The 25,430-nt window shown below is 43.3% G+C and carries 34 protein-coding genes and 1 pseudogene; 34 read left to right on the forward strand and 1 reads right to left on the reverse strand.

What is annotated here, in order from left to right; genetic code table 11:
• Nucleotides 1–224 precede the first annotated feature (224 nt).
• Nucleotides 225–1,553, forward strand: coding sequence for a hypothetical protein (locus R7E51_RS16580; protein WP_014386730.1), 1,329 nt, complete (start codon nucleotides 225–227; stop codon nucleotides 1,551–1,553).
• 100 nt (nucleotides 1,554–1,653) lie between these two features.
• Here the strand turns inward: R7E51_RS16580 and R7E51_RS16585 are convergent, their stop codons facing one another.
• On the reverse strand, nucleotides 1,654–2,328 hold the full coding sequence (locus R7E51_RS16585; RefSeq protein WP_014386731.1) for a DUF1845 domain-containing protein: 675 nt from the start codon (nucleotides 2,326–2,328) through the stop codon (nucleotides 1,654–1,656).
• A 296-nt stretch (nucleotides 2,329–2,624) separates the two neighbouring features.
• On the opposite strand from R7E51_RS16585, the gene R7E51_RS16590 reads away from it, so the two are divergent.
• From R7E51_RS16590 to R7E51_RS16750, 33 genes and pseudogenes are all read left to right on the forward strand, one after another.
• Complete coding sequence (locus tag R7E51_RS16590; RefSeq protein WP_014386732.1) at nucleotides 2,625–2,948, forward strand: hypothetical protein; 324 nt, start codon at nucleotides 2,625–2,627, stop codon at nucleotides 2,946–2,948.
• A gap of 165 nt (nucleotides 2,949–3,113) precedes the next feature.
• Nucleotides 3,114–3,335 (forward strand): hypothetical protein, encoded by a 222-nt coding sequence (locus R7E51_RS16595; RefSeq protein ID WP_014386733.1) that lies wholly within the window; start codon nucleotides 3,114–3,116, stop codon nucleotides 3,333–3,335.
• A gap of 262 nt (nucleotides 3,336–3,597) precedes the next feature.
• Nucleotides 3,598–3,915: a hypothetical protein gene (locus tag R7E51_RS16600; protein ID WP_014386734.1), complete on the forward strand. Its 318-nt coding sequence runs from the start codon at nucleotides 3,598–3,600 to the stop codon at nucleotides 3,913–3,915.
• A 762-nt stretch (nucleotides 3,916–4,677) separates the two neighbouring features.
• On the forward strand, nucleotides 4,678–5,649 hold the full coding sequence (locus R7E51_RS16605) for an AAA family ATPase (protein ID WP_014386736.1): 972 nt from the start codon (nucleotides 4,678–4,680) through the stop codon (nucleotides 5,647–5,649).
• A 9-nt stretch (nucleotides 5,650–5,658) separates the two neighbouring features.
• Nucleotides 5,659–6,540 carry a hypothetical protein gene (locus R7E51_RS16610; RefSeq protein WP_014386737.1) on the forward strand — a complete coding sequence of 294 codons (882 nt, stop codon included), beginning with the start codon at nucleotides 5,659–5,661 and terminating at the stop codon, nucleotides 6,538–6,540.
• A gap of 65 nt (nucleotides 6,541–6,605) precedes the next feature.
• Nucleotides 6,606–7,430 (forward strand): annotated as a pseudogene (bet, locus tag R7E51_RS16615) (phage recombination protein Bet); the annotation flags it as partial.
• A 240-nt stretch (nucleotides 7,431–7,670) separates the two neighbouring features.
• A complete protein-coding gene (locus tag R7E51_RS16620) occupies nucleotides 7,671–8,681 on the forward strand; it encodes a YqaJ viral recombinase family nuclease (RefSeq protein WP_014386739.1) in 1,011 nt (336 codons plus the stop codon).
• An 85-nt stretch (nucleotides 8,682–8,766) separates the two neighbouring features.
• Nucleotides 8,767–8,910, forward strand: a complete 144-nt coding sequence (locus R7E51_RS16625) for a hypothetical protein (RefSeq protein ID WP_164496844.1) — start codon at nucleotides 8,767–8,769, stop codon at nucleotides 8,908–8,910.
• A gap of 446 nt (nucleotides 8,911–9,356) precedes the next feature.
• Nucleotides 9,357–10,661, forward strand: coding sequence for a DUF3150 domain-containing protein (locus R7E51_RS16630; protein WP_014386741.1), 1,305 nt, complete (start codon nucleotides 9,357–9,359; stop codon nucleotides 10,659–10,661).
• Between the two features lie 68 nt (nucleotides 10,662–10,729).
• Nucleotides 10,730–12,490, forward strand: coding sequence for a VWA domain-containing protein (locus R7E51_RS16635; protein WP_014386742.1), 1,761 nt, complete (start codon nucleotides 10,730–10,732; stop codon nucleotides 12,488–12,490).
• A 108-nt stretch (nucleotides 12,491–12,598) separates the two neighbouring features.
• Complete coding sequence (locus R7E51_RS16640; protein ID WP_014386743.1) at nucleotides 12,599–13,093, forward strand: DUF5983 family protein; 495 nt, start codon at nucleotides 12,599–12,601, stop codon at nucleotides 13,091–13,093.
• A 280-nt stretch (nucleotides 13,094–13,373) separates the two neighbouring features.
• Nucleotides 13,374–14,534, forward strand: coding sequence for a hypothetical protein (locus R7E51_RS16645; RefSeq protein ID WP_014386744.1), 1,161 nt, complete (start codon nucleotides 13,374–13,376; stop codon nucleotides 14,532–14,534).
• A gap of 71 nt (nucleotides 14,535–14,605) precedes the next feature.
• Nucleotides 14,606–14,788, forward strand: a complete 183-nt coding sequence (locus R7E51_RS16650) for a hypothetical protein (protein WP_014386745.1) — start codon at nucleotides 14,606–14,608, stop codon at nucleotides 14,786–14,788.
• A gap of 253 nt (nucleotides 14,789–15,041) precedes the next feature.
• Nucleotides 15,042–15,521: a DUF3085 domain-containing protein gene (locus tag R7E51_RS16655; protein ID WP_014386746.1), complete on the forward strand. Its 480-nt coding sequence runs from the start codon at nucleotides 15,042–15,044 to the stop codon at nucleotides 15,519–15,521.
• A gap of 58 nt (nucleotides 15,522–15,579) precedes the next feature.
• Nucleotides 15,580–16,077, forward strand: coding sequence for a hypothetical protein (locus R7E51_RS16660; RefSeq protein WP_014386747.1), 498 nt, complete (start codon nucleotides 15,580–15,582; stop codon nucleotides 16,075–16,077).
• Between the two features lie 43 nt (nucleotides 16,078–16,120).
• Nucleotides 16,121–17,011, forward strand: coding sequence for a restriction endonuclease subunit M (locus tag R7E51_RS16665; RefSeq protein ID WP_014386748.1), 891 nt, complete (start codon nucleotides 16,121–16,123; stop codon nucleotides 17,009–17,011).
• Between the two features lie 306 nt (nucleotides 17,012–17,317).
• Nucleotides 17,318–17,542: a class I ribonucleotide reductase maintenance protein YfaE gene (gene yfaE / locus R7E51_RS16670; RefSeq protein WP_014386749.1), complete on the forward strand. Its 225-nt coding sequence runs from the start codon at nucleotides 17,318–17,320 to the stop codon at nucleotides 17,540–17,542.
• A gap of 61 nt (nucleotides 17,543–17,603) precedes the next feature.
• A complete protein-coding gene (locus R7E51_RS16675) occupies nucleotides 17,604–18,221 on the forward strand; it encodes a hypothetical protein (protein WP_014386750.1) in 618 nt (205 codons plus the stop codon).
• On the forward strand, nucleotides 18,208–18,492 hold the full coding sequence (locus R7E51_RS16680; protein ID WP_014386751.1) for a hypothetical protein: 285 nt from the start codon (nucleotides 18,208–18,210) through the stop codon (nucleotides 18,490–18,492). The genes R7E51_RS16675 and R7E51_RS16680 overlap by 14 nt, the downstream gene beginning before the upstream one ends.
• Nucleotides 18,493–18,523: 31 nt before the next feature.
• Nucleotides 18,524–18,715: a hypothetical protein gene (locus R7E51_RS16685; protein WP_014386752.1), complete on the forward strand. Its 192-nt coding sequence runs from the start codon at nucleotides 18,524–18,526 to the stop codon at nucleotides 18,713–18,715.
• Between the two features lie 83 nt (nucleotides 18,716–18,798).
• Complete coding sequence (locus R7E51_RS16690; RefSeq protein WP_014386753.1) at nucleotides 18,799–19,209, forward strand: hypothetical protein; 411 nt, start codon at nucleotides 18,799–18,801, stop codon at nucleotides 19,207–19,209.
• A 55-nt stretch (nucleotides 19,210–19,264) separates the two neighbouring features.
• Entirely contained in the window at nucleotides 19,265–19,900 is a 636-nt protein-coding gene (locus R7E51_RS16695; RefSeq protein ID WP_101905926.1) for a hypothetical protein, read from the forward strand.
• Between the two features lie 213 nt (nucleotides 19,901–20,113).
• Nucleotides 20,114–20,500, forward strand: coding sequence for a hypothetical protein (locus R7E51_RS16700; protein ID WP_014386755.1), 387 nt, complete (start codon nucleotides 20,114–20,116; stop codon nucleotides 20,498–20,500).
• A gap of 30 nt (nucleotides 20,501–20,530) precedes the next feature.
• Nucleotides 20,531–20,761: a sulfurtransferase TusA gene (gene tusA, locus R7E51_RS16705; protein ID WP_014386756.1), complete on the forward strand. Its 231-nt coding sequence runs from the start codon at nucleotides 20,531–20,533 to the stop codon at nucleotides 20,759–20,761.
• Between the two features lie 465 nt (nucleotides 20,762–21,226).
• Nucleotides 21,227–21,406, forward strand: coding sequence for a hypothetical protein (locus tag R7E51_RS16710; protein ID WP_014386758.1), 180 nt, complete (start codon nucleotides 21,227–21,229; stop codon nucleotides 21,404–21,406).
• 122 nt (nucleotides 21,407–21,528) lie between these two features.
• Nucleotides 21,529–21,699: a hypothetical protein gene (locus tag R7E51_RS16715; RefSeq protein ID WP_159066179.1), complete on the forward strand. Its 171-nt coding sequence runs from the start codon at nucleotides 21,529–21,531 to the stop codon at nucleotides 21,697–21,699.
• Nucleotides 21,700–21,759: 60 nt separating this feature from the next.
• Nucleotides 21,760–22,677, forward strand: coding sequence for a hypothetical protein (locus tag R7E51_RS16720; protein WP_014386760.1), 918 nt, complete (start codon nucleotides 21,760–21,762; stop codon nucleotides 22,675–22,677).
• Between the two features lie 226 nt (nucleotides 22,678–22,903).
• Nucleotides 22,904–23,197 carry a hypothetical protein gene (locus tag R7E51_RS16725; protein ID WP_014386761.1) on the forward strand — a complete coding sequence of 98 codons (294 nt, stop codon included), beginning with the start codon at nucleotides 22,904–22,906 and terminating at the stop codon, nucleotides 23,195–23,197.
• A 76-nt stretch (nucleotides 23,198–23,273) separates the two neighbouring features.
• Nucleotides 23,274–23,474, forward strand: coding sequence for a hypothetical protein (locus tag R7E51_RS16730; RefSeq protein ID WP_014386762.1), 201 nt, complete (start codon nucleotides 23,274–23,276; stop codon nucleotides 23,472–23,474).
• 11 nt (nucleotides 23,475–23,485) lie between these two features.
• Nucleotides 23,486–23,899, forward strand: coding sequence for a hypothetical protein (locus tag R7E51_RS16735; RefSeq protein WP_014386763.1), 414 nt, complete (start codon nucleotides 23,486–23,488; stop codon nucleotides 23,897–23,899).
• A 78-nt stretch (nucleotides 23,900–23,977) separates the two neighbouring features.
• On the forward strand, nucleotides 23,978–24,439 hold the full coding sequence (locus R7E51_RS16740; RefSeq protein ID WP_014386764.1) for a hypothetical protein: 462 nt from the start codon (nucleotides 23,978–23,980) through the stop codon (nucleotides 24,437–24,439).
• A 189-nt stretch (nucleotides 24,440–24,628) separates the two neighbouring features.
• Nucleotides 24,629–25,060, forward strand: a complete 432-nt coding sequence (locus tag R7E51_RS16745) for a hypothetical protein (protein WP_014386765.1) — start codon at nucleotides 24,629–24,631, stop codon at nucleotides 25,058–25,060.
• A 67-nt stretch (nucleotides 25,061–25,127) separates the two neighbouring features.
• A complete protein-coding gene (locus R7E51_RS16750) occupies nucleotides 25,128–25,376 on the forward strand; it encodes a hypothetical protein (RefSeq protein ID WP_014386766.1) in 249 nt (82 codons plus the stop codon).
• Nucleotides 25,377–25,430 lie beyond the last annotated feature (54 nt).

Here is a 25,430-nt window from a genome sequence, read left to right on the forward strand (position 1 = left end):
TAAGTCGAATGAAAAAAAACCTCACCATGTGGCGAGGTTCTCAATAATTCTCACTTTTACTCTTCATCAGAGTCGTAGGGTTCGTCACCCTCTTCAGAATCGTAGGGGTGGGCATCCACCAGTGCCAAAACGTGATACCGCAAACCAGTTAACCTGAAACTAATGGCTGTGTTTGCGCGAGGTGGACGTAGCAAAAATTTTAAGCCAAGTGAAGGGATTAACTTATGGATACTCCATACCCAATTTATCCGTCTCAAACGGATGCATTCAAAAATATCGCCAAGTCATTTGCATCTCTTATAGCAAAAGAGTCCAAAACCAAAGTTCTGAGCGCATTCAAACGTAATGACTGGCTGGCTCAGTCTTTAGGCTATAAAGGACACGCAGATTTACTTCAATCGACTCAGTTTCGAAAGCAGGCCGACCAAGGCGAACCTTTAAGGTGCTTTCTTCACGAGAGCATTCGAACTGCGATCAGTCAAACATTCTCGTCAAAGATGCCAGATATACCTCCTCAAATTATTGAAAGGGCAAGTTTAGAAATGAAAGACGCCGAAGTGGTTTTGTCTAATACTCACCCAGAAGCAAAATTGCCTATGATGCTTGATGAAGGGAGTAAGTATTTTTCTGGGTCATTCGAGAAAATACGAGATGAAATAAACGCTGCGGCAACGCGAAAAAATTATGTGCCTGTTCTAAAGCTCGATTTTTCAGAATCACCATTCAATGTATACGCAGTACTTATGGAACATTCTGCCCTAAAAGCATTTAAGGTAGATCCTAATCGCCGCGATGTAGAATTGATTTATCTCAAGCCCAAAGGTGATACATCTAGTAGTAATTGGAAAATTAGAGCTTCACTAGATGTTTGGGGAGCGGAAACGATCCCTGCTGACGTGCTAAATGACTGGTGTGTTTTCCGTGACTGGTTATTGCAATTCAATCTCGTTGGCCGTACTCATATCTCTGAGAGATTGAAAGATCATAGATTTATTACTTTCCACACGCAGAGTCATCCTGAATACACACTTGAAAAGTTGTACGGAGATCTGAACAGTGAAGAAGATAAAAATCTGTTGTACGCATTGTTAAACCCTAACAAACGATTGATGAATGATGAATCGTCACGAATTGATAGTCGTGGTAATGGCTTCAACAGTACATTGAAATACTCATCGGAAATTTTAAAGATGATTTCGGGAGAAAAGGGTAGCAATAACCAGCGAGGCTGGACAATTGATGGTGTGTTTGAAAATGAAGCGATAGAACACTATGAGCCCATTCAATCAGGTTATGCTTTCCGATTAAAAGGTATGTCCACGGTAGTTACAGTGACATTGACGCCGAACGCAGAGACTGGCTGGGTCGATTACAAGCTGAGTCACTACATTAAAACTCCAGAACAAATGAGCAAATATGTTCCAAGTAGACAATCGGGTGACTATCTTGAGTATGCCTTGCAACGTGGAGTAACAACGATTACCGATTTTTATAAAATCGCAGTACGCAATGGTCACATTCCAGATGACTCGTGGCTAATAGCGAATAGTTAAAGTTAATGATGACATTTTTGACTTTCACATGTGAAAGTGAGAAACACAAAAAAGCCCTTCTGTTGTAGAAGGGCTCTCAATAGATAACCGACATAAAGCGTTAAGCTGCCTTTTCATCTTCCCCAGATTCAGCATTGTCGGCTTCGGATGCAATTTCTTCATCAGTAGTTTCTTGAGTTGGAGCAGCTGCTTCAACTTCATCTTTCTTGCCTTTGGAGTGCGCTGAGATGCGAGCTCTCTTCTCAATACCAATAATTCGGCCAGCAAGTTTGATTAAGCGTTGTTGCCATTGATAAGTGGCGTCTTTGCGCTGTTTGCTTGTGAGGATACTATTTAGCCATAGAGTATCGACTAACAACATCAAGTTATCTAACTTGCGCACTAGGTGAGCAAATTGAGCTACTTGTGGTGAGTTGATCTCGATATCGTACTGGTTTGGGCTTGTATATTCTGGAGCGCCTTCAATTCCGTTGTCTTCCATCAGCTTTTGTAGCTGATTAGTGGCGGTATCAAGATCAACGGATACTTTCTCGATGTGCTCCTGGATGATGCTTTCTACTTGGTCAATTTCATCTTGTTCACCAATGATTCGCAAAATAACATCAATCGAAAACAGTGAATCGGAAACGCGCTGAAAGCTGCGTTCGACTACACGTTGAGCTTGCAGACTGTTCACTTTCAGCACTCGTTTGAATACAGGGCGAGAAAGGTCCGCATTGTTGCGCTCTTTTTTGGTTGGTTGTTGTTCCAAAGAGGTTTCTGCTAAGTCTGTCATTTCTTTCTCCTTCAATTGAATACAGATACAGATAAACGCAGATACAGGATAAAAGGTCTATTGACGAATCCTTAGCTACAAATGTGCCCAGAACGGGCAGATAGAACGATTTATTACATTTTACGAGAAGTGCTATAGTAAAGACTCTTTAGTCGCTCTGCGGCTTTATGTGAGATAGCTGGTCTCCACAAACAATCAGCATTAATCATATGCCGTATGGCATTTCAAAACCCAATCGGGGGAACAATACCCCGACCAAGGGTGTTGCTCCCCTTAGTTTTATAAGGAGTAACACCATGCACATCATCACTTTCGTTTTTGTTATCGTAGCTAGTCTTGGCGCATTGTACGTAGGAGCAATGGTATTTGCGAAAGCATTTACTTTTCTTGCGTTGCAGTTCCAGAACTTAGGTTTGTTCTTTTGGAACAAAGCGAGTAACAAAGCGCGGTCTGTACAGGCCGTTATCAAAGAAAAAGCTGAACAAAAAGCGAAAGCTGTTCAGACTGCTGTTGTTCCTGAGCCTGCTCAAGAACAACCGACTCCGGCTAAACCTGTCGATGAATATGCTTATCTAGAAATTCCAACGTATATCCGTAAAGGAAAAACGCTGGTTTGGTAAGTAGATCTTTAAGGGTATAGCTCAACCAAAAGACTTGACTGATGAGATGTACAACACGTACATCTCATCTTTCATCTCTAAAAATAAAAACCCTGACGGGGGCAACTACCCCGTAGGGGTGAGTTTGTCTCTGTCGTTTAAAAACGTTCAAAAAGGAGACAAATCATGAACAAAATTACATTTACTTTCTGGAAAGCCATCTTGAATGTAGTGCTGGGCTTAGGTACTGGTGCTGTTATTACTGGTGGTATTGGTCTTATGACTGGTGGTGTACATCCCGCAGCTGTGCTCGGAGCTAATGTCGCTGCTGTTGTTATGGGATTAGTTTTCATGGCAGCTTACGTTGTTGGTTCTATCATTCTGGTAGCATTTAGTGACAGTGGATAAATAGGCTCAATTTTGAGCTTAATTTTCGTTAGGATCTGAATGACACTTTGAGGACAGAACAATGACAACAGGAAGCCTGTTATATTTTTCGCTCATCTTGGGGGGCCTGATAGCTATCATTGTTATTGGGTTGATAACCAAGAAGATTGTAGAAAAAAAGTTAAACAAAAAGCACGATAATCGTGATCAGTAATTTAACCCTGGCGGGGGACCTACCCCAGAAGGGATAGGGTATCTCTGCTTAACAAGCAAGGTAACTTATATGAATACTGTACACTTTTGTGGATATGATTGTGATGTGAGAAAGATCCAATATCCAAATCAACAATTAGCTCTAGAGCTGGTGGCCTCGGACACAAAGAATAATAGTCAGCAAGGTATTATTCCTGGAGAGCCAGTTTGTGTTGCAACGGTTTGTTTGCCTGATTTCAAGTTCAAGCCACACCAGTCAGCGATCAGAGATTACTCTGAGTTGGCTGGTATTCTGGATGTACTTGAAGAAGCAAAAATTGTTAAACGCACAGGTCAGCAATTACCCACGGGGTATGTATCTGTTCCTGTTGTGAATGTGTTGATTTAGCTTTATAGCCAAGATAAACAAGCTCCAATGGGGCTTGTTTTCAAAGCATGTAGTGGTACGTGTTTTGAAAACAAGCGTCATAGGAGTCATGTATGGTAAAAAACATGCCAGTATCAGGTATTGCTTTTAGCGGTACTCAGGTATTTGGCGTTTCAAATTCAAAGCCTCCATAACCTGGCTCTTTGTTACACAATGAAGGACACAGGCTAAGGAGGACAGTTCATGCCAAGTAAGATCCAATACAAATTACGTCCCTTTTTATACAGCAATAGTTCACTGTCTCTGAGTAGCGTGTGTTTCGTTTTCCATTATGTAAATGTTCATTCAAAGCAAATTGGGTCAGGAGAATTATTGCATTGGGGATAAGATAGTATGAGAGTTCACTTGTATGATGATTGCGCGGGTGTGTTGTAATTAGCCAGTGGCCGAACGATATCTATCAATCCACGACAATTTTGTAGTGTTATTGAAGCTCAAGAGGTTATTACTGACTGGGCTAAGCGTTTAGGTATTATTGGTCAAAATGACACTATATCCGCGTATTCATAATCAAATTCGGCCCAGTTTAGGGCCGAACTTACCAAGTCTTTTTAGGCATACGACAATTATGCCTAAAAAGATTTTTGCTCTCATCTGAGAGTGAAGATGCGATAGCTGGTCGCTAAAAACAAACAGCAATTAACGTTAATTGAAATAGCCCAACCGGGCACACTTAGCCCGGTACGGGTCTAGGTGTGCCCACAACCAATTAGGAGCGCACCTATGTCTCAACAATATGCAAACTTCAAAGTACGTGATGTTTTTGGTATGCCGGATATTCCGGAAAAGATTCTCGCTAAAGGCTATGCCGATAGCAGCAATCCTTTTATTCCACAAACTCACGCCGATTACGTTTTCCGAAAGGAGTTCTTGAGAGAATGCTTAGCATTTTTGAATGATCCCTGCGGTGATGCGTACTATGTCACCGGACCAACAGGTTCTGGTAAAACTTCTGGCATTACAGAAATTACAGGGCGTCTCAACTGGCCTGTGCAACAAATTACGGCTAATGGTCGTTTAGAGTTCACAGATTTAGTTGGACATCATGCCTTGATTTCACCAAAGCCTGGAGAAACTCCCGTCATGCAATTCATGTATGGCCCTTTAGCAATCGCTATGCGTGAAGGCCATGTCCTCCTCATTAACGAGGTTGATTTGGTTGACCCAGCAGAGCTTTCCGGTTTAAACGACATTCTTGAAGGTCGTCCACTGGTTATCGCTCAGAATGGTGGAGAAATCATCAAACCACATCCAATGTTCCGCGTTATTGTCACTGGTAACAGTACAGGCTCAGGTGATCCATCAGGATTATACCAAGGCGTAATGATGCAGAACTTGGCCGCAATGGATCGTTATCGTTTCTCTGTTGTGCCATATATGGCAGAGCAAGATGAACGCGGCGTTCTGGAGCGAGTAGTTCCTCGTCTTCCTGACAACATTCGTAATGGTATGGTTCGAATTGCTAATGAAATTCGTAAACTATTTATGGGTGAAAACGGGGATGATGGACAAATCAGCATCACAATGTCTACGCGGACACTTGTGCGCTGGGCAAAACTAACGTTGCAATTTCGTGGTGCGCCAAATGCCATTGAGTATGCCTTACAACAATCATTGCTAATCCGAGCCTCAAGTGAGGAGAAAGAAGCTGTCATTCGCATAGCGAAAGACGTTTTCGGTGAGCAGTGGCGATAGGGGGATCTCATGGATACGCAAAACATGATTTGCAAACGTTACATCCGTGAACGTGGAACGACTATCGACAAGGTAATGCTTGGTTACAAGCCAGTTCAATGGTCCATCGATCCTGATGGGCCAACTGAATACCAATTGGTAGAGTTCTTTGAGTTAAACGGGTGGAAAGAGACTATCTTGCTCGATGGGCAGATAATCAGAGCCACCAGCTTAGATACGATTCCTGTCACCGTGAAAGAGAAAGAAAATCAGCATGTTGATGATCTGCTTAAAGAGGGGTACTCCTTCCTCGATGAAGTGCAGGTAAACGCCACAACAAAAGCTGTGTCTTCTCTTGAAGCCGAAACAGAATCAAAAGATGGTTACTCACTGAGCTGGTTGTTGTCATCGCCTGTTGATGCTTCAAATCATGCTCTACTCCGAGGGTTTATTGTCGGGGTCTTTACTGATGGTGCATCAAAGCTTGGCTTCGATGTTGCCAGAGAGAAAGGATCTCAATCTCAATTACCTGATGTTTTAATGAGAACCAATAAAGGGTATGAGCTAACTGTAAAAAGCGGCGCTAGCGAAAACACCATCTGTCCAACGATGTTGGAAGGTGCTGGGACGCTAACTGCTTCGGATGGCTATGAGCCTTTACTGATGTTCATTTATTTACAACGCAGATTTGAGCAGGAGTTTTTTAAAGATGATGAAAAACGCTTGGTTAAAATCTGTGGAGAAGATGGTGATCTGTTTATTTATGACGGATTTGATTCTTTGGAAGGAATATTTTTTGAGTTCGGATGGAATTACAACGAAGTTAGAGAAGCGGCAGAACGTCTTGGTTTAGTCGCCGAACTATTTCGATTGGATAACATTGATTGCGAAACCGAAGATTCCTATTTTTAACCCCTAGAGGGGCACTGTGCCCTAAGGGGTCATGGTGTCCCTTCCATCTCAACGGAGAGAACACCATGTCTACAAAACCAGAAACGAAATCATTAGTTGAAAGAATGGCTCAGCGGTTTGGGGTTGATGCTAAGAAGTTTTTTGAAACTTTAAAGCTAACAGCCTTTAAGCAGCGAGACGGAAGCGCACCAACTGATGAGCAGATGATGGCATTACTCATCGTAGCGGAGCAGTACAATCTGAATCCGTTTACGCGAGAAATATACGCTTTCCCCGATAAAAGCGGCGGCATAGTACCTGTTGTTGGTGTTGATGGCTGGAGCCGGATTGCCAACGAGCACAAGCAATTTGATGGGGTGGAGTTTGAATACTCTGAAAATCTTATTGAAATGCCCGGAGCAAAGGTGAAATGTCCAGAATGGGTGGAGTGTATCGTTTACAGAAAGGACCGTACACGGTCTATACGTATTCGAGAATATCTTGATGAAGTCTATCGTCCACCAGTCGAAGCAACGGGTCAGTACGGTCCTTACACTGTTATTGGCCCTTGGCAGACTCACACGAAACGACAGTTACGACACAAAGGCTTTATCCAAGGTCTGCGTATCGGTTTGGGGTTTTCTGGAATTTACGATCAAGATGAAGCTGAACGCATAATTGAAGGTGAAGCGCATGTTGTATCGTCAGAACAAACCACAAAACAACCAGCTGTCATTGAAGCCTCAAGTCCATTGGCCTTGGAGCATAAAAAGAAAATGGACCCACTTTTAAAACAACTTGCAGATAGAGCTATTGCGCAAAATGCGTGGTCAGCAACTCACGAGTATGTTGAAAGTCGGTTCTCTGGTGCCGAGTTGGAGTATGCGGTTCAATATTTGCGTGATGCAGAGATTGATAGCATGGAACCAGCTGTAACCCAAAAAGCTTCTATCCAGGAAAAGGGAAATGTTGACGATGTTCAATCTGAGTTACCAGATGAGCCGATTCAGCATGATCCTGATCCTATAGAAGAAGGTTTGCACGAACCTGATCCTGAACTGGAAGAGGGTGGTGACGGCAACTACTTTTAACCCCTTGCGGGGGAGTTCCCCCGCGATGGGGACTCCTCCTGTTAAATACAGGAGAGAGCTATGAAAATCGTCAATCTATCTCAAAGGAGCGAACAATGGTTGGAATGGCGTAAAGGTGGTATTACTGCTACTGACGCCTGCATCCTACTAAATCGTTCTCCTTATAAAACGGAATGGCGACTCTGGGCTGAAAAAACAGGCTATGCTCGTGAAGTCGATCTAAGTCTAAACCCTCTGGTGCGCCAAGGGGTTGAAAACGAAGATAAAGCAAGACGTGCATTTGAGGAGAAGTACAATGATATTCTCTTACCTGTTTGTGTCGAGTCAGTTCAATATCCATTGTTTAGAGCATCGCTCGATGGTCTACGAGGCAATGGTGAACCTGCTGAACTGAAATGTCCTAGCGAAACGGTCTGGAACGATGTTTGTTCTGAACTAAAAAACAGCAAGGCTTATCAGTTATATTACCCTCAAGTTCAACATCAGTTGTTAGTTACTGGTGCAAAGCAAGGGTGGCTAGTTTTCTACCGAAATGGGCAACTCAAGGAGTTTGTTATCACCCGAGATGAGCCTATGATAAAAGAAATTGTGGCTAAGGGCACAATCTTCTGGAAAAGAGTCACTGAGCGTAAAGAGCCTGAGAAAGACCCCAAGCGAGATCTTTTTATACCGCAAGGTAAGGAAGTGAACGAGTGGATTTACGAAGCGGAGCAGTACCGACTTTATGACGCAGAAATTAAGCAGTTGGAAGATAGGTTGCAAGCGTTGAAAGATAAGCGGCAACCTCACCTTGATAAAATGAAATCTTTGATGGGTGAATATTTCCATGCGGATTATTGCGGTGTAATGATCACTAAGTACAAAGCCGCTGGTCGGGTAAATTACCAAAAGCTACTTGAAGAAAAAGGTTCGAATATTAAGTCTGAGGATCTTAACTCGTATAGAGAGGAGACCTCAGAGCGTTACCGAGTAACGGTTACAGGCTCTGTTAACCCGAGGTACATTCAAGATGAAGAGGTTTTAGCCCCTTTAAACGATGTGTCTCTAGAAGTAGAGTCAGCCTATTTTTAGGCATAAATAACAAGCCCTTTGGGGCTTGTTTCTAAAGCATATCGCGTCAGTGTGTTTTAGAAACAAGCAACAAAGGGCATCTACAATGAAAACACAGAACTTCAAGCTCATGTACCTACATGGTGGCCGCTGGCTAGAACGTATCTACAAAGATACGATTTATGCCAATGTACAAAGAGTGGCAAACTCTTTCCCAAAAAGTGTTACCTGGTACATTGAGCCTATGTGAAATGTAGACATGAAAGGGGGAATGTATTCCCCCCCTTTTCCATTGAAGATTGCTTTTTCGGTCTTCAACGGAAAAGGACGAATTCTACTCTCATCGAGAGTGAAGACGCGATAGCTGGTCGCTAAAAACAAACAGCATCAAACTCATTTCAATTTAACCCAACAGGGGAGCTTCTCCTGTTCGGAGTTAGCCTCCTGTCTATTGCACTAGGAGGCAACCATGAAAAACTACAAGCTATGTTATAAAAAGAAAGGTTCTCCGAACTGGATGACCCGAGTATTTAATGACACCTTGTACGACAATGTTCAACGTGTTGGAAATTCATTTCCATCCACCTTTACCTGGATGATTATTCCTGCGTAACTCACTTTAACTTTATAGCCCAACCGGGCACATCATGCCCGGTTCGGGACATGGTGTGCTTTCACTTTGCTGGAGAATAAACCATGTCAAAAGTTAAACATCTCGAAAATCTATGCGTTATTAATGCTGATTTTGATATCTGGAGTGGGCAAACTCGTTTGTCTGCATCTGACTTTAAATTGGGTGCTGGTGGTGAAATTCCACCAGAGAAAGTAGCTCAATTAGGGTCGAAAAAAATCTGTGATCCAGCGAAGCTGAAAGGCTTTCATCGCTTGAAAACAGAAACTCGACGTTTTTTGCTTAGCTATGGTATGCCATTCATGAATGGCTATGCTGTACCCGTAGCAAAAACTGATGAGATTTGCGCCAAGTTGGACAAGATTGACGTCGAAGTTCAACAGTTAAAACACGAGTTCGTTACTGGCTACAACAATGCCGTTGATGAATGGTGTCGAGAAAACCCTGAATACGAGACTGCTATTCGTGCTGGAGCTCTTCCTCGTGAAGAAGTAGAAAAACGAATTGGTTTTGAATATCAGGTGTTTATGGTTCAACCTACTCAAGATGAGCAAAGCGCACACAGACTTAATCGTAAGGTTGAGGAGTTGGGCGATGATCTCATTGCTGAGGTGGTAAATGATGCCAATGATTTTTACAACAAACGTTTAGCTGGGAAGATGCATGTAGCAACAGCTACAGGCGCAACGCTAAAAAACCTACGTGATAAAGTGGATGGACTGTCATTTTTGAACAGCGCATTCACTCCGCTCGTTAGCCTGCTCGATCAAACACTAGCAGGGTACGAAAAGCACGGAGCTGGAAAGCGTAATATTGAAGGTATGTTCGTCTTTCAAATTATGGCCGCTGTATTAATCATGTGTGATCGCAAACGTATTCAAGAATACGCTGGTGGTTCGCTTAGTGTTGATGATGTAGCCAAAACCTTGACCAGAGATGAACTCAGCTCATTAGAGTCTGGAGCTTCTGATCAAGAAGATGAAAGTGAAGGTGTTGAGAGTGATGAGGCACTGGAACAACCATACGTTCAAACGCAAAGCCAAGAAGTTAACCAAGAAGATGGTGAACAAGTTAATAACTTAGAACCTGAAACTATTTTGGATGACTTCGAAGCGTTTTTAGCCAACCGCACATCCAGTGCAAACCAAGATGACGAGGAAGATGATGCTTTGGAAGACAAAAGCGATGTCTCTTCTCAGACTCTGTGGGATGCAGACCTAAATTGTGATGATATTCCAGTGGAAGACTATAGCCAAGACCCAGCAGATTATGTTGGCAAGGACTTTGGTCAATCTCACTCTAATGATCATGTTGTAAGTCAACCTGAACAGCAACCAACTGAGCTTGATGATCAGGATTGTTATTTTTAACCCCCTCGGAAGGGACAACCACCTTTCCGAGGGTGGTTTGTTTCTTCTGTCCAAATTGGAGAAGAAATATGTCTAAAAAACGTACTGTTTATAATGCTTTACCCATCGTAGCTGCTGCTTATGGCGAGAAGTTTGGTGTTAAAGTTGCCTTGGGGTCAGATACCGCAAGCACTGATGGTCAAACTATCGTTATTCCAAATGTTCCAGATGACTATCCAAATATGGATGCTGTTTGGGGCTACTTGGCACATGAAGCTGCACACGTTCGGTTTACGGACTTCAATGTAGAAAGGCGACGCGCCTTGCACGCTCACCTAACAAACGTCATTGAAGATTGTCGTATTGAAAGAGCAATGCCTGGGGTCTATCCAGGAACAGCTTTGACACTGCACGAGATGGCTCGATACATGCTTCAAGCAGGCCATTATGAACCCGTGAGAGATGAAGACCACCCGGCATCCATCCTGTCTGCATACTGCTTGTATTGGTTGCAAACAGTTGGTGTAGGTCAAACTGCATTGCAAGAGCGTTTAGATGGCGCAAAAGCTGTGTTTGAAAGAGTTTTCCCTCAAGGTGTTGTTGTAAGGCTTAATGCCTTGCTACGTAAATGTGTGGACGCCAAATCAACTGCAAACGCTGCATCTCTTGCTGATGACATCATTAAGATGATCGAAGAAGAGAAAGATAGTGAAGAGCAGCAAAATCCGAAATCTCAACGTGAGCAATCACCTGAGCAGAAGGATAAAAGTAGTGACGACTCTCAAAGTCCAAATGGGCAGGAACAGTCGTCATCTAATGGCAATGATGAAAATAGCCAAGAACAACAGGGTGGCAGTAGTGGAGCGCAAAGTGAGCAAAATGAAAATAGCCCCGAAGTTCAAGGTAATAATAGTGAAGAGAACGCGAGCGGTAACAGTTCTCCTCCTAATGCTTCTCAATTGCTACAACAAGTACTAAGCGCTGGAAACAGTGATTTGCCTAAAAATGCGCAAGACGCTTTGAAGCAAGAGCTGAATCTGGTAGCCCAGCAAGAAGGTGATGATCGTTACCAAACAGTACGGTCAGCAATGGATATCCATGATCACAAAGAAGCAGGGCAGCGTCTCAATGGAGATGTGAAAAGTACAACTTCAAAAATCCGACAGCAGCTTTATGGATTGGTGCAAGCCAGCCAAAGAACTGCTCATAGGAACCAAAGAAGTGGAAAGCGTGTAGACACTCGTCAACTACATAAAGTTGTCATTGGAGATACTCGTATTTTCCAGAGACCAGAAGCTAAGAAGCGCCCTAATACAGCGGTTCACATTTTGGTCGATATGAGCTCCTCAATGGATAGCCCTGCCGGAAACGGTAAGCGCAGGGAAGATATTGCAAGGGAAGCCTCTTTAGCTATTGCATTAGCTTTAGAAAGCATTCCAGGGGTTAATCCAGCAGTAACGTTTTTCGGTAACAACTCCAATGTTCCTGTGTACAGCGTTGTAAAGCATGGTCAAAAAGTACAAAACCAAACTGGTAAATTTGTCTTCAATTCACGCGGTGGTACACCGATGGCTGAGGGCATTTGGTATAGCGCATTTGAGCTAACCAAAACCAGAGAGGAACGTAAAATGATGATTGTTGTGACAGATGGTGCGCCGAACAATGCACTGGCTTGTCACAAAGTTATCGGACTGTGCGAAGCCAGTGACATAGAAATGATTGGTATTGGTATTGAAACTACAGCCGTTAATCGACTGTTCAATACGAACATTGTCATCGAGGATGCTGCGGATCTACAAAAAACACTGTTTAAGTTAATGGAGCGATCGTTGACCGCTTTTGCTGCTTAATCAGTCCATGTATTGGCCCTATCCCGTCAGGGACGGGGCCTATTCATTTTAGGCGTCTAACTCCCTGATAGGGGGATAGCGTTGTATATTATTAGGGAGTATTTAATCATGATTATTGGGTATCAAATTGAAGATAAGCATGGTCGTAATTGGCATGACAACATTGACCGCGCTGACAACCCCTGCACGGTTCTAAGTGAGCAAAGTGCCATTAAAGAACTTAAAATACTGCAAAAAACCAGACCTGAACGCGACTTTAGAATGATTGCTGTATTAGAGGGTGACATTGAGTATCCATTTTTTGAATGGTCACTTACTGCGGCTAACGATCAGTATAAGACGCTTGGTGTTAGCATTTGTCATATTCCATTAGATGAGCATGAAGCACTAAATGAGCTATCCTATGCTCCAGACTGCAATATGATAATGGGTCGAAATACTGGCTGGCTCATCAAACTGTACGATGAACCTGAGAACAATCTTGGATATAACGGTATGGGGGAAGAATTTCACAATATCTTAGTTTCGGCAGTTAAAGCTGGGTATCGCATGATTGAAATTGATGCTGATGCTCAAGTTCATGACCAGTTCCCAATATTTTAATAACATTTAATACGCCCAGTCTCTTATCTGGGCTTTTACTTCACACACATTTTGAACCTGGTGGGCCAACTACCAGAAATAGGCGTCGGGTTTCCCGGCGCTTTCCTTGAGCCTTTCACTTTCACATGTGAAAGTCGAGAGATTCAAGGAAAGTGCCTTGTGCGCTGATGTGCGATAGCTGGTCGCCAAAAATAAACAGCATTAATTCACTTTTTATCACAGCCCTCGGGCACATCTTGCTCGACGGCATAGGTGTGTCCAATTTTTATGGAGAACAACCATGACTATCGCTCACACCGATACTGACTTGAAAATACAATCAGCTTTCCTTTGCGTTTTGACAGAGGGTTTTGATTATCCTACTGCACAAGATGCCTATGAGGCATATCGTGTGGCCGCAAACGTAGCAATCAAAAATCCAGAGAAGAAAATTTCTGATATGGGAATTAGCCTTTCTGGCCGACTGTTACCATCTCATCTCAAGACCTGCGCAGAGCTTGTCGATAGTGTTGACTATCTGGTTAGCACTATCAGTCTAGGGGTGGAATATTTTCTGGATCTTGCACAAGGCAAACACAGCTTGTTAACGGACCCAGAAAGCCTCATTGAATTAGATGGGGATGTGTTCAGAATCCATGAAACTAAACTTAGTTTGATGTCCATTGAAACTCCGTTGGAGCGTCGTATCCCCGTTACCGACCTAGAAACACAAAAAGTTTATGGTTGGACTATTGATGGGGTTCTCGATGTTATTAACCGAGAAAGAAGTCCTGATTGGAGTGATTACACTGAAACAGATTGGGTTGAAGGTTGGAAGGAGTGGGTGGTTCCGGAAGGATACTATCAAATCCAAGAAGAAGATCTGAGACCTGACTACTTCACTGATAACAGTTCTGAGTTGTCGGATGAAAAAGTGTTTACACGTACTAAATCTGTCCAAAAAGAACCAAATGGTACTTTGACGGCAGGTGATGTATACGACTCAATTCATGACGATATGAAGGCTGTAATCGACGGCCCGTATCTGATTAAAGCTAATGGTGCATTAGTGACAGATACGGAACTAGAGGAGGTTTGCTTGACACTCTATTTTGGCGAAAAATACAGCCAAAGTATCATGATCAACTTTGATGAAATCTATAACGGCGTATTCCATGATGATACGACAATAAGTTTTTATTCAGGTTCTTTAAGTGAGCGACTCACATTAACTGTTGAAAAAATGCAGGTTGGTGTGAAGGCGAGCGGAAACATTCTTTCAATAGGTGAAGTCCACTACAACGTCTTTGACGCAACAGGGGAGCATGGAGCTGAAAATGCACTTGAGGCAATGAAAGCTTTGGGTAAACCAATGTTGTCGGCAGAGCAACTGTATAGCTCTCTCAAAGAGTTATGCTCAGAGACAAAAGGGCAATTCCAGATTATGGAAGCCCGGATCTAATACATTAACCCTAACGGGGCAATCACGCCCTGGTAGGCGTTGGTTGCCTCTTCAATTTTATGGAGACAGCCATGAGCACAAAAAACGCACATAAAGCAAAATACCATTTCTATTTCACGACCGCTGTACTGAAACATGCAGAGGACAACCACATCAATATCGGAGATTGTTTTGGGTATGGTGAAGATAACTTTGTTGTAGATCTTTATCCATATTCAAACCTCATCTATAGATGTGATGTGTTGACGAAATAGAAAGAGCCCCAAATAAGTGGAAAGAAAGTGAACTATTTGATTTGGTTGATAATCTTTCAGATTGTTTTTGGGGAATTATAGAGCGAGAAGGGTATGACGAGATGGATGCATCAATGCCATGCTTGGATGAGTTTGAGCTAGATATCAAACGCGCTCTAAATGTATTTGTAGGAATAAATTAAATCCTAAACCCTAAGGGGCCATCAAAGCCTCTAGGGCATTGCTAGCCTCTCAATTTTTAATGGAGGCCATTATGGCAATCGTAAAATTTAACATGAAAGAAGTACAACTGCTGGTGGATGAGCTTAATAAGACGAAAAGTTATTCACCAACAATGGATGATCTCTTTAAGCCTGCTCTATACAAAACAGGCAAAGTTGTTGATTCCAATGGAAACGATGAGGAACACAAAGATTTTGGATGGCCGGACTCCAGCCAGATAGACAAGTCTTTAGTCGAACCGCAGTTGCTATTGGTAAAAGATCAAGGTTTGTATCTTCTGAACAACGCAGATGTAAAAGAAAGTCCTCGCTCAAGAGGTGCTGTTGTCTATGCTCACGGATGTAATCCTGACAAAGATGACGACTTTTACGAAACTGCTCGAATGATATTTGGTGGTGATGATGGCAGCGTATCCATTCCGGTAGGTTGGTTTGACTTAGCGTATAAAGCTAATAAGCGTTATTTCAAGTTAAACGTTGCGCCAACACAAATTTCACTTGTCCTTAAATAACCCTTTCGGGGCCACTTGCCCTGAATGGGCAGTGGTCTCTATTAACTGGAGAATCACAATGACTACACTCGCATCCTTAGAATCAACGCTTAATCATGACATGGCAATGCGCCGTTTCTTAGATACTTTAAACCGTAATGAAATGGAGCGCTTATCTGGTGAGATTCACGCAAAATTCTACTGGAATAAGCGTAATCCACAGTGGTATAGCAGTGACAATGCTCGCTTATTTGCACTGCTGAACCGTGCCAAACGCATCATTAAGAAGCGACTTAAAACAGGACGAGTTAAACCAGAACAAACAGAGCATGGTTCGATTATCGAACGTAGTCACTTTCCACTAGGAGATACACTAACCTTTTGGAATTGCTACCTGAACGACTCTTGGAGAATTGCTCATCAAGACTCGTCATATAGTGCGTTCTGGTATAACGAGCGTGAGCTCAAATTGTGTACCTACTGTGAAGGTGATGTGGTCTTTATGACAGCTCCCAATAAGGAGATATATCGTAAGGATTACGAAAACCTTGATGCATGGTACACCGACAACCTTTAACCCTATAGGGAGCATGGTGTGCCCACCACAAGGAGGACACACCATGTTTACTACATCTGTTTGCTCTTACCCGAATCGTGGTCATTATGGCGACAACAAGTATCGAGGTAATTGCACCGGACACATCATTAAAGACTTTATTGAGTCATATATGATGAAACCAAATGGCTTAGTTGTTGACCCTAGTATTGGGGGAGGAACCAGTACTGATGTGGCAAATGAACTCAAAGTTCGTTTTATTGGTACAGACTTGCATCAGGGGTTTAATTTGCTGCGAGATGATCTGTCTGCATTTCTTGGGGAGCCAGCCCACCTTATTTGGTGGCACCCCCCTTATGCAGACATGATCACTTTTTCTGGCAATATGTATGGTGAACCCAATAAATGGGATATGAGCCGTCTATCGTTGCCAGAGTTCGTGGAAGCTCTAGAATTAGCCATTATGAATATACATGATGCCTGTGAACCGGGAGGTCACTACGGTATTTTGATGGGAAACCTTCGACGTAAAGGCGAGTATTATAACTTGTCCAGTCTGGTTGAGCGTTTGGCTCCAGGTAAACTCGTTGATGAGATCATCAAGGTACAACACAACTGTGTCTCTGACCGGACCAACTACAGCAATAACAGTAAGCTGGTTCGTATCGCCCATGAAAAGTTACTGGTATTCAAAAAGCAAAATGCATCATCATCGCTTTCGCTTATCCCAGTAGCAGATAAACGTGCGGCCAATATGGTTGGAGTTACATGGAAAGCAGTGTTGCGTCGAGTGTTACAGGGTAAAACCTTATCGTTAGATGCCATTTACCAACAAATTGCACCTTACGCGAAACACCGACAAAACGAACACTGGCAAGCCAAGGTTCGTCAAGTGCTGCAAGATGAACGATATTTTGTTCGAGTGGATTCTGGGGTTTATACCCTAACAGAGTGAAAGCTAATGTTGACACCTAGAAAGGGCAGTTCCACATTAGAAAAATTCTCGAATTTATGTCGAAATACTCTAATACTCCGAGAAATCGGAGTACGTACCGTTTCAGGGTAATAAGCGCAGGGGGAAACGCCCCCTCGCTTTCCAAAGCAGTTTGAACTTACAAAGAGACTTTTTTGGAAAGTGCCTTTGGTGCTTGAGTACGTTAGCTGGACGTCGCAAATAAACAGCAAAATCACATCTATTAACCACCCTGGCGGGGCATGTTCTCCTGCTGGGAGTCATGCTCCTCAAATAAGGAGTATGACAATGCATGTCAACTTACCAGCCAGTACAAGTACGTTACTGGTTCAACTAGAAAGAAAAGGTATCGCTATTGAGTCGCAATGCAGAAATGGGTATTGCGGAGCATGTCGGTGCAAGCTGGTAAGAGGGAACATTTCTTACCGTGCTGAACCTATAGCATATCTTAATGATGGTGAAATTTTGCCTTGCTGTGCTACAGCAACGTCAGATGTAACTGTCGATATCTAACCCCAACCCTGAGGAGCTTTAACCTACGGGTTGGGCTCCTCTTTACAAAGAGGAAATATGTATGACCAATCAATACCATCACGATTTTTACCGCAATAGCACTTTCCCTGTTGTTGTTTATGAATTGTGTGACGAGTCATTAACCATCAAGCCTGTAACAATTGAGGAGTACGGTTTAGCCACTCCAGATTGTACAGAGGAAAGCATTCTTTACTATGCGGAAGGCAAACGTTGCCGTTCGTCTGTAGAACACTTCTTCTTAACTCGTAATGATGCAGAAGAAGCTCTAGAGCGTTTAAGAATGTCCTTAACCACCAAGCCAAAATTAGAAGAACTCGCATACGCCCAAGCAACTGCTCAGTACCTGTCAGAATTAGGAAGTGCTGACAATTGGTTCATGGCTTACGAGTACCTAATAGAATGCGTTGAGAAAGGTGAAGAGCCCGATTTAACTGCATGGCAACCATTTGAACATTGGGAATGGAAAGATATAGCAGATCGTATAGACGATGAGGCTCAATCTATTCTTTCTCTGTTGAAACAGGTGTTAAAACTTGCGAAAGAGGGGATCGTTTATTCGGCCATAAATGACACACTCACAATGGATATGAACCAGCTATGTATGCAAAGCATGGTAGAACTAGGTGCATGTCAGGAGGTGTCCAATGAAGCTGAATAAACGAATAGCTAGTCAAGATGAGCATGGTCGTATTGCCAATATCATTAAATGGTGTAAGCGACACAACCAAACGATCAATGGCTTCCCTTACGGGGATGATTTGGTTGGTTCGGATGGAATTCATCTTGAATTGTTGGTCCCTCAAGGTACTTCTCCTGAGAAGTGTACCGATGCTTTGGTTCAAGGTTACTCAGAGCGAGATGTCGTAACCCATGCGGTGATTGAATGTCCCGCAGATTGGTTTAACGCCAACCTTGAATCTAGGCATTAGATACTGGCTTATAAACTCAGGGAGGTGAGTTATGACCATGCCAAATTCGCAACTAGTTATGTTTGCTGGAAACAACGTGGAAACTGTAGAGGAAGTTCGCTCGATGCAGCTGGCCGTTAGATGTGATGCTTTAAAAGCAAATTCATCGTCGGAAAGAAAAGAGCTCGAATCATTGGAGCTTTGGCTGGAAGAGCAAATTAACTCTCAGATTGTTGGATTTTAACATATGAAACTTAACCCCAAAGGGGCATACCTATGCCCTTTTGGGAGTGGGTTGCCTCTCAATTAAATTTTTAGGAGCAACCCGTGAATACTGCAAGCGTATTAACCTACGATGCACAATTACAACTCCCCTTCATTTTTGATGATCTGCTATTAGAAAATGATGAAGAGCCGATTGAAAAGGTTACTCCCTTAACAATCGTAGCATCATGTTCTGATCGTACAGTCGAGCAAGAGTTTGAAACTGAAATCGAAACTTGGACTGATGGGCAGATTAAAGAGCTAAGAGAGGCATTTTTGCGGTATAGCTTAAATGTCCTTGCTGACGGACGCTCTGGTAAAAAAGCAAAAGATGAAGCTTATGAATGGTTGAACTCTGATGAAGTTCATCCATTTTCATTTGTTACCTGTTGTGTGTTATCTGGTTACGACCCTGATGAAGTGCGTAACCTTTGCCAATACACACTCAGACAGTTAGCTAAAAGAAATAAGTAGCCACCAGGAGGGGGATCACCTGCTGGTGGACTCCTCCAAGTTCGAGGAGATTACAATGACTACTTCACTGAAACAGAAAGCAATTGGATTGGCCGCTGCACAAGTCCTTAAATTCAATAATGAATATAAAGGAACATGGTATGACGGCTATTTGCTTTTGCTGGAATGTATGCAGCAAGATCGAGAACCTGAACATTGTGCCATCAGAGATGATGTTGAGTTTTGGTCATGGCATGAGGTAGTGCAATTCATTGATAAAGAGGCTGAAAACATTTGGAAGCCGATGGAAAATGAATTGGCTGACACCAAGCAACTGATTGTTCATGATGCTGCCTCGGGACTTGATAAGTTCTGTGGTATCGACGTTGAACGCTTCGGTGAGCTTGATAAGGAGTGTCAAACTATCGTTCTAAACAAAGCGGTAGTACTTGCTGTAGATAAGGTAAATCGAGATGAACCTGAGAGTGAGCAAACTAAATTCCATGTTCGTTCATATTCTGGACGGTTTATGTATGGTCGTACTTGTCTTGGGATAGATGTCCCCCCAGGAAAAGATCTTTCAGCAGTGGCAAGTTGCATGGGAAATTTATTCAAATTTCTAGGTACACCACGTCAAGATCAAATGGGCAAAGGTACAATCTATTATTGGCCGAATATCGAACAATGTGAATCACACGATGTAGCCTTGTAGGAAACTATAAGGTAGAAATAACAAGCGCAGGGGGAAATGCCCCCTCGCTTTCCAAAGCAGTTTGTACGTACATAGAGACTTTTTTGGAAAGTGCCTTTGGTGCTTGAGTACGTTAGCTGGACGTCGCAAATAAACAGCAATATATCAACCCTGACGGGAGAGCCTCCCGTCGGGAGCTCTCCGTCAATAACCAATAATTGCATGGAGAAGATCATGTCTAAAAACACTAACGATATTTTTACTAATCGCACCCCTTTGGAGTTCTGTGTTTATCCCAAACTAGACCGATGCGTTGGTCTACGTATAGGCTATCCACACTGTCGAGAAGGTGCCAATGGCGTTGTCTGTGAGGTTGAAGCAGAATATCCCACACTAAATACTCATTCGAGTGTAGCGTGGCCTCTGGTTGAAGAACTGAATAGCTACACCATCAAAAAACAGAAACAGATAATCGAGGATATTGATGAGGCTGTTGCTGAACTTTTAATGCACAAAGCCAATCTTCTAGAAAATATTCTAAAGCTAGAAGACGGTGAACTTGATTTAAACGAACAAGCGAAAATGCGCTACGAAGAAAACAGTAAGTCTTCTGTCGCGTGATTAGACTGCTATAGGCAAGGGTGATAACCAATGAATGTAGATCAGTTTATTGACGTGATGGGATTGCGATGCCCTGAGCCATTAATGGTGGTTCGTCGTGCAATTCGTCGTATGGGGCCAGGAGAAACACTCGAAGTGAAAGCTGATGACCCAGCTACCACGAGAGATATACCTGACTTTTGTCGCCACATGGATCATCAACTTGTGGAAAGCGAAGTAACCTCTCCCCCATACAAATACATAATCAAGAAACAAATATAAACCCCATAGGGGCGGAAACGTCCTATGGGATAGTTCCGCTCCTTTAATTTAGGAGAAAGGCATGTATATATCGTTACGAGGTCTAAATCACGAGCAATTAAAGTCCAAGATTATCGACCATCGAACAAAGCGCTCATACACTGTTGAAGAGGCTAATACCCCACTACCCAAACAGTCTATTGTCGAGGTAGGACGGCTTTCCTGTGTGTACACAGGTAAGAAATTGTCCCCAGCAGAAGTAAACGCTTATAACGGTTTTACTGAGGAATACAATCGCAGCACATGGCGGCCAGATCAGGATTTCCTCCTAGATCAGAGACATCGCTTATATCATGCAATTTGCCTCGACAACCTTAAACTTCAAGAATCTGCCTAAACCTATGAGGTAGTTCATTTCAAACACTAGCCCACGGGCGCACTTGTGCCCGTAGGGTACAGGTGTGCTCTTTATCTAAGGAGACACCTATGGCCGCTAAATTTATTGAGTTTGATTCACAAAAAGAAGCTATAAATCATCGAGCTAAAGCGGGGGGCTGGATTTTTTCAGCTTTCAGTGGAAAAGCGATATGGTTTAACACGACATTCACACCTCACAAGATTCTTTTATTGTCTTTCCTGCGTTTGAAGCTCTGGCCTACGAATTAGGCCGAAGCTGCTGGCAGCTGGCGGACAAGACTCCGGTACTAGTCGAAGTGGTGGATACCGAGCAGCCTTATATCGGCGGCGAAGACTTCCACTGGGCTCCGGCTTTAATCGAACGATCAGGAATGCTCAAGCTCGCACCAGCAGGTGAAGCCTTGGGTATGCCTATCAATGTAATGAACAATTCGGTCTATTTCGCTGCGGCGGATGGTCCGGACACAAGTTGCGGTCATCAACCAGCAAAATCAATTCCAATCCAAATGGCTGGAGATGAAATTCGCGTTATGCCCGCTTAACACTACCAATAGCTGAGGTGATTCCCAGAAGGGGTTCCTCAGCCTTACCAGGAGAAATCTATGTGTAAATTATCTATTTATCGTGCTGAACACGGTTCGTATACGGAAGCTCTAAAATGTGCAGCTGTTTACCACTCAACAGGGGATGAGCTTGAACCTGAATTTGTAGATGGTCCAGCTGGTAGAGTGACATATTTAAGTGATATGTATTCTGTCATACAAACAGTTTGCAACGCAGCTGGCCGAGACGATTTGGTCTTCGGTACAGTCATAAACAATATCTTTTGGGAGTTGGATGAGTTAATTGACCACTTTGAAAAGGTAAACCAGTGGCCTTGTGAGAATTACCCTGAGAAGGTTGAAAAGCTTGCTCAAGATGCTCACAAAGGATGTGGACTGATTTATGAACTCTTCGCAAACCGGTATATAGATGCGATTGATAACCTTGTTCTCGACTTACCTAAAGGAGTTAAAGAACAGGTTATCAAGCTTGCTGAAAATTACGGTTACGAAGTCATTACAGCGGAGCAGCAAACTGAAAGCCATGAAGAGCATTGGAATGATGACGTTCATTATTGCTCCCACGGCATAGATGCAAATTGCTGTCCGGCTGGTTGTGGCGATATTGATGATGGGCCATATGACGAAATGCAAGAACCCAGTGGCTATAACGAAGCCGGGGTGATTCATTCACGTATAGAAGGCATCGTCGGAAATATTAAGCAGGGAGAAACTATATCTCCATTAGATTGGTGCATGTTGAAAAAGTATGTCCATGATAATCCAGATGCGTGTTCTTGGTACGATGATTGTTTTGTTGAGCCATTAAATGGTTCACGAGAAACAGTTCGAAGTGCAGGAGAGCTTGTTAAGTATCTTCAAAGACAAATTCTGGATGCTTGCTTCGATTTTCGTTTAAACAAGCGAGTTGAAGCAGCGAAAAGTGAAAATGGTATTTTAATTCATTGTTCTTTATGAATTAACTTACTCTAAGGTGGATGCGGAGCTTGATAGCTCTGCATCCTTACCTCTTGGTGTCATTCTTGACATTTTCTAAAGGCGTTTGTTAGAGACGTTTTTGGAAAGTGCCTTGTGCGCTGATGTGCGATAGCTGGTCGCCAAAAACAAACAGCATTACTAATAACCCTACCGGGGATAGCTCTCCGGCAGGAGGCTATCTCCAAAAACTTATGGAGATATAGATATGTCAAAATTCGATCAAATTGCAACCGTACACAAACTGACAGTTGTTAAACAAGCTGATGAGCATGACTCAGAATTCGATGTTTACTTGTGTGAAGACCAGTTCGGTAACGAATGGGCTTTATCAAAAGAAGGAGAACCTGAGTATGCCGAATGGGGTGTTTATAATTACATCGTTCGCAACAATGTTTGTATGATCACCACGCCAGTATCAACGCCTTGTATGTCTTGGGAGCTTGCAGATCTTCCCAAAGACTATAAAGGTGAACTACAAGTCGGCATGTCAATTGTCTGATACCTATTAACACAAACCCACAGGGGGAACTGACGCCCTGTGCGGCACAGCTCCCTCTCTAACTCTGGAGAGAGAAATGACTAAATTAAACCGATATGCACTACGAAGCGCGGTAGAGAAGATCGACGGATACTATCTGCCCCGCCCACACGAGCGCAACAAGACTGATGCTTTTGAGCGAGCTAAGCACGATTGCTTAGCAGCCTTACGCCAACAGATTCAAAAGATTGAGTCTATAACGTTTGAACAGTTCACCAGTAAAGATTCGCGCAAGTAGGGAGTAGTGTCATGACAGAAGTGAATAAAACAGAGCGTACTCCAGAGCAAATTGAACTGATCTGGAAGCACACTCATAAAGATATGAAAGGCGTCTCAAATGGTGTGAAAACCATCGTCTACCCAGCTCCTTATAGCTGTCTCGGAACGGTCGAAGACCTGCCTGAGGATGCGTACCAGGACAAGCTACGCTATGCCCGGTACAAGGAATGCTGTGAGAAACGAGATGAGAAGCTGCGGCCAATCATGGTGGAGCATGGTGTCATCGAGCACTTCGATAGCACAATGCAATGGCGTGACGAGCTCGACGACGTAGCGGTGTTTGCTGGATTTACTCTACAGGGTGAAGCTCTGGAAGCTCTGCTGACGGACGTCAAAGCTGCTGACATTACATATCCCAAAACAGCCGGGCTCAAGTACCTTTGATCTGGCATGTAAATTAACCCCAGGGGGAACAAGCGCCCTCTGGGTACTTGTTTTCCCACAACTAAAAGGTGAAGGAAAATGAAAGCATTAACCAGCCAAGAACTAAATATGGCTTTGGCCGCGTTACGTTGGATGCAGGAGACGATGGAGCAATCGAACCCAAAGGAATTGTCTGATTTCTTTGCAAGACTTCCTCATTTTACTGACGAAAAGCCGTTGAGCGGAGAAGAGATCGACACGCTATGCGAAAAGATGTACTCGCTTGACAAACCAGCCTTGCAAACTGATATAACCGATCTGGTCGATGGGTTAGGTGATAAAGTCTCGGCCTCGGTTGAGATAGGCAATATCGGTGGTGAGCTTTTGCTAAGTGCTAAAGGCTACTCAGATTGCAACTCTGAGGATAACGTTGGATTTCCATTGTTGATAGAAAACAACGCTGGAAATCTCCAATTGCGGGTTTGGGCTGATATAAATAAAGAAGATCCGACGCATGTGATCTCCTTACAAGGAGCAAAGAATGAGATGCGTCAGGAGTAATGCTCAATGAGCGGTAAGTGTGGGAATATCCCCGCACTTTCCCAAGCATCCTAGAGCAGGATTCTTCGGAAAGTGCCTTTGGCGCTTATGTGCGATAGCTGGTCGCCAAAAACAAACAGTACTTATTGTAACCCGCGTGGGGATAGTCCCTGCCGGGGGCTATCTCCATTCAACATGGAGATGACAATTATGAAAATTGAATCTGTAGTTCGTCTTCCAATGGAAGATTCAGGTTTAGGTCACAATATCGTCCGGTTAAATAACCGAAACGTAGACTCAAAGAGAAAAGATCCTAATCGTTTCTTTCGACGTGAGCCAGTAGTGATCTATAACCCCGATAACGGCACAAAAGTAATTCGATATGTAATGGGCAACCCAGGAACAATGTCGATTACCAAAAATGCTGTTGGTCTTGATTACGATGCCGTTGATGCTCTTGGAGTGAAATTTAAAGAAGAGGTATCACTGGAAATGCGGAGAGCTCGCTGGTGGGAAATTTACCAGTGGTTCTGGTTCCACCCTGACTTCTCTATTCGCTTATCAATCCGTCTTGGAGTGGTAGGCGCATTACTCGGCATTCTTGGTTTTTTCACTGGGATCACTCCCATCATTTTAGGCTAACGCCTATCCAAAAGCTCAGAAGCTCCAGAAGGGTGCTTCTGAGCCCACTCTAGAAGGAAATAAGCTTATGTATCAATACGATCATAAAAAACGAAATATTATTGTATCGGTTTTGACTGTTGTGGGTAGTTTGTGTGTTTTGGTGCCGCTTTTGGTCGCCATTTCGTTTGACTGGCCCCCGTTACTTACCGATATGGCCGCATGGTTTGAGAATGCAAAACAATATGCAGTAGCGCAGTTCTGGGGGCTCGTATTTGGAGTGCCTTGTTTATACATTGCATATCGCATTTATAATTGGCTGCCGATCATTCCTTAATATTTCAATATCAAACCCACGGGGGTGTATGTCCCTGTGGGGGCGTGCGCCCTC

The organism is Vibrio sp. Vb1166 (assembly GCF_033338695.1).
Taxonomy (GTDB): Bacteria; Pseudomonadota; Gammaproteobacteria; order Enterobacterales; family Vibrionaceae; genus Vibrio; species Vibrio alginolyticus.

Coding starts and splice junctions, on each gene's coding strand:
- R7E51_RS16580 (WP_014386730.1), top strand. CDS start 225: ATGGATACTCCATACCCAATTTATCCGTCTCAAACGGATGCATTCAAA.
- R7E51_RS16585 (WP_014386731.1), bottom strand. CDS start 2,328: ATGACAGACTTAGCAGAAACCTCTTTGGAACAACAACCAACCAAAAAA.
- R7E51_RS16590 (WP_014386732.1), top strand. CDS start 2,625: ATGCACATCATCACTTTCGTTTTTGTTATCGTAGCTAGTCTTGGCGCA.
- R7E51_RS16595 (WP_014386733.1), top strand. CDS start 3,114: ATGAACAAAATTACATTTACTTTCTGGAAAGCCATCTTGAATGTAGTG.
- R7E51_RS16600 (WP_014386734.1), top strand. CDS start 3,598: ATGAATACTGTACACTTTTGTGGATATGATTGTGATGTGAGAAAGATC.
- R7E51_RS16605 (WP_014386736.1), top strand. CDS start 4,678: ATGTCTCAACAATATGCAAACTTCAAAGTACGTGATGTTTTTGGTATG.
- R7E51_RS16610 (WP_014386737.1), top strand. CDS start 5,659: ATGGATACGCAAAACATGATTTGCAAACGTTACATCCGTGAACGTGGA.
- R7E51_RS16620 (WP_014386739.1), top strand. CDS start 7,671: ATGAAAATCGTCAATCTATCTCAAAGGAGCGAACAATGGTTGGAATGG.
- R7E51_RS16625 (WP_164496844.1), top strand. CDS start 8,767: ATGAAAACACAGAACTTCAAGCTCATGTACCTACATGGTGGCCGCTGG.
- R7E51_RS16630 (WP_014386741.1), top strand. CDS start 9,357: ATGTCAAAAGTTAAACATCTCGAAAATCTATGCGTTATTAATGCTGAT.
- R7E51_RS16635 (WP_014386742.1), top strand. CDS start 10,730: ATGTCTAAAAAACGTACTGTTTATAATGCTTTACCCATCGTAGCTGCT.
- R7E51_RS16640 (WP_014386743.1), top strand. CDS start 12,599: ATGATTATTGGGTATCAAATTGAAGATAAGCATGGTCGTAATTGGCAT.
- R7E51_RS16645 (WP_014386744.1), top strand. CDS start 13,374: ATGACTATCGCTCACACCGATACTGACTTGAAAATACAATCAGCTTTC.
- R7E51_RS16650 (WP_014386745.1), top strand. CDS start 14,606: ATGAGCACAAAAAACGCACATAAAGCAAAATACCATTTCTATTTCACG.
- R7E51_RS16655 (WP_014386746.1), top strand. CDS start 15,042: ATGGCAATCGTAAAATTTAACATGAAAGAAGTACAACTGCTGGTGGAT.
- R7E51_RS16660 (WP_014386747.1), top strand. CDS start 15,580: ATGACTACACTCGCATCCTTAGAATCAACGCTTAATCATGACATGGCA.
- R7E51_RS16665 (WP_014386748.1), top strand. CDS start 16,121: ATGTTTACTACATCTGTTTGCTCTTACCCGAATCGTGGTCATTATGGC.
- yfaE (WP_014386749.1), top strand. CDS start 17,318: ATGCATGTCAACTTACCAGCCAGTACAAGTACGTTACTGGTTCAACTA.
- R7E51_RS16675 (WP_014386750.1), top strand. CDS start 17,604: ATGACCAATCAATACCATCACGATTTTTACCGCAATAGCACTTTCCCT.
- R7E51_RS16680 (WP_014386751.1), top strand. CDS start 18,208: ATGAAGCTGAATAAACGAATAGCTAGTCAAGATGAGCATGGTCGTATT.
- R7E51_RS16685 (WP_014386752.1), top strand. CDS start 18,524: ATGACCATGCCAAATTCGCAACTAGTTATGTTTGCTGGAAACAACGTG.
- R7E51_RS16695 (WP_101905926.1), top strand. CDS start 19,265: ATGACTACTTCACTGAAACAGAAAGCAATTGGATTGGCCGCTGCACAA.
- R7E51_RS16700 (WP_014386755.1), top strand. CDS start 20,114: ATGTCTAAAAACACTAACGATATTTTTACTAATCGCACCCCTTTGGAG.
- tusA (WP_014386756.1), top strand. CDS start 20,531: ATGAATGTAGATCAGTTTATTGACGTGATGGGATTGCGATGCCCTGAG.
- R7E51_RS16710 (WP_014386758.1), top strand. CDS start 21,227: ATGGCCGCTAAATTTATTGAGTTTGATTCACAAAAAGAAGCTATAAAT.
- R7E51_RS16715 (WP_159066179.1), top strand. CDS start 21,529: ATGCTCAAGCTCGCACCAGCAGGTGAAGCCTTGGGTATGCCTATCAAT.
- R7E51_RS16720 (WP_014386760.1), top strand. CDS start 21,760: ATGTGTAAATTATCTATTTATCGTGCTGAACACGGTTCGTATACGGAA.
- R7E51_RS16725 (WP_014386761.1), top strand. CDS start 22,904: ATGTCAAAATTCGATCAAATTGCAACCGTACACAAACTGACAGTTGTT.
- R7E51_RS16730 (WP_014386762.1), top strand. CDS start 23,274: ATGACTAAATTAAACCGATATGCACTACGAAGCGCGGTAGAGAAGATC.
- R7E51_RS16735 (WP_014386763.1), top strand. CDS start 23,486: ATGACAGAAGTGAATAAAACAGAGCGTACTCCAGAGCAAATTGAACTG.
- R7E51_RS16740 (WP_014386764.1), top strand. CDS start 23,978: ATGAAAGCATTAACCAGCCAAGAACTAAATATGGCTTTGGCCGCGTTA.
- R7E51_RS16745 (WP_014386765.1), top strand. CDS start 24,629: ATGAAAATTGAATCTGTAGTTCGTCTTCCAATGGAAGATTCAGGTTTA.
- R7E51_RS16750 (WP_014386766.1), top strand. CDS start 25,128: ATGTATCAATACGATCATAAAAAACGAAATATTATTGTATCGGTTTTG.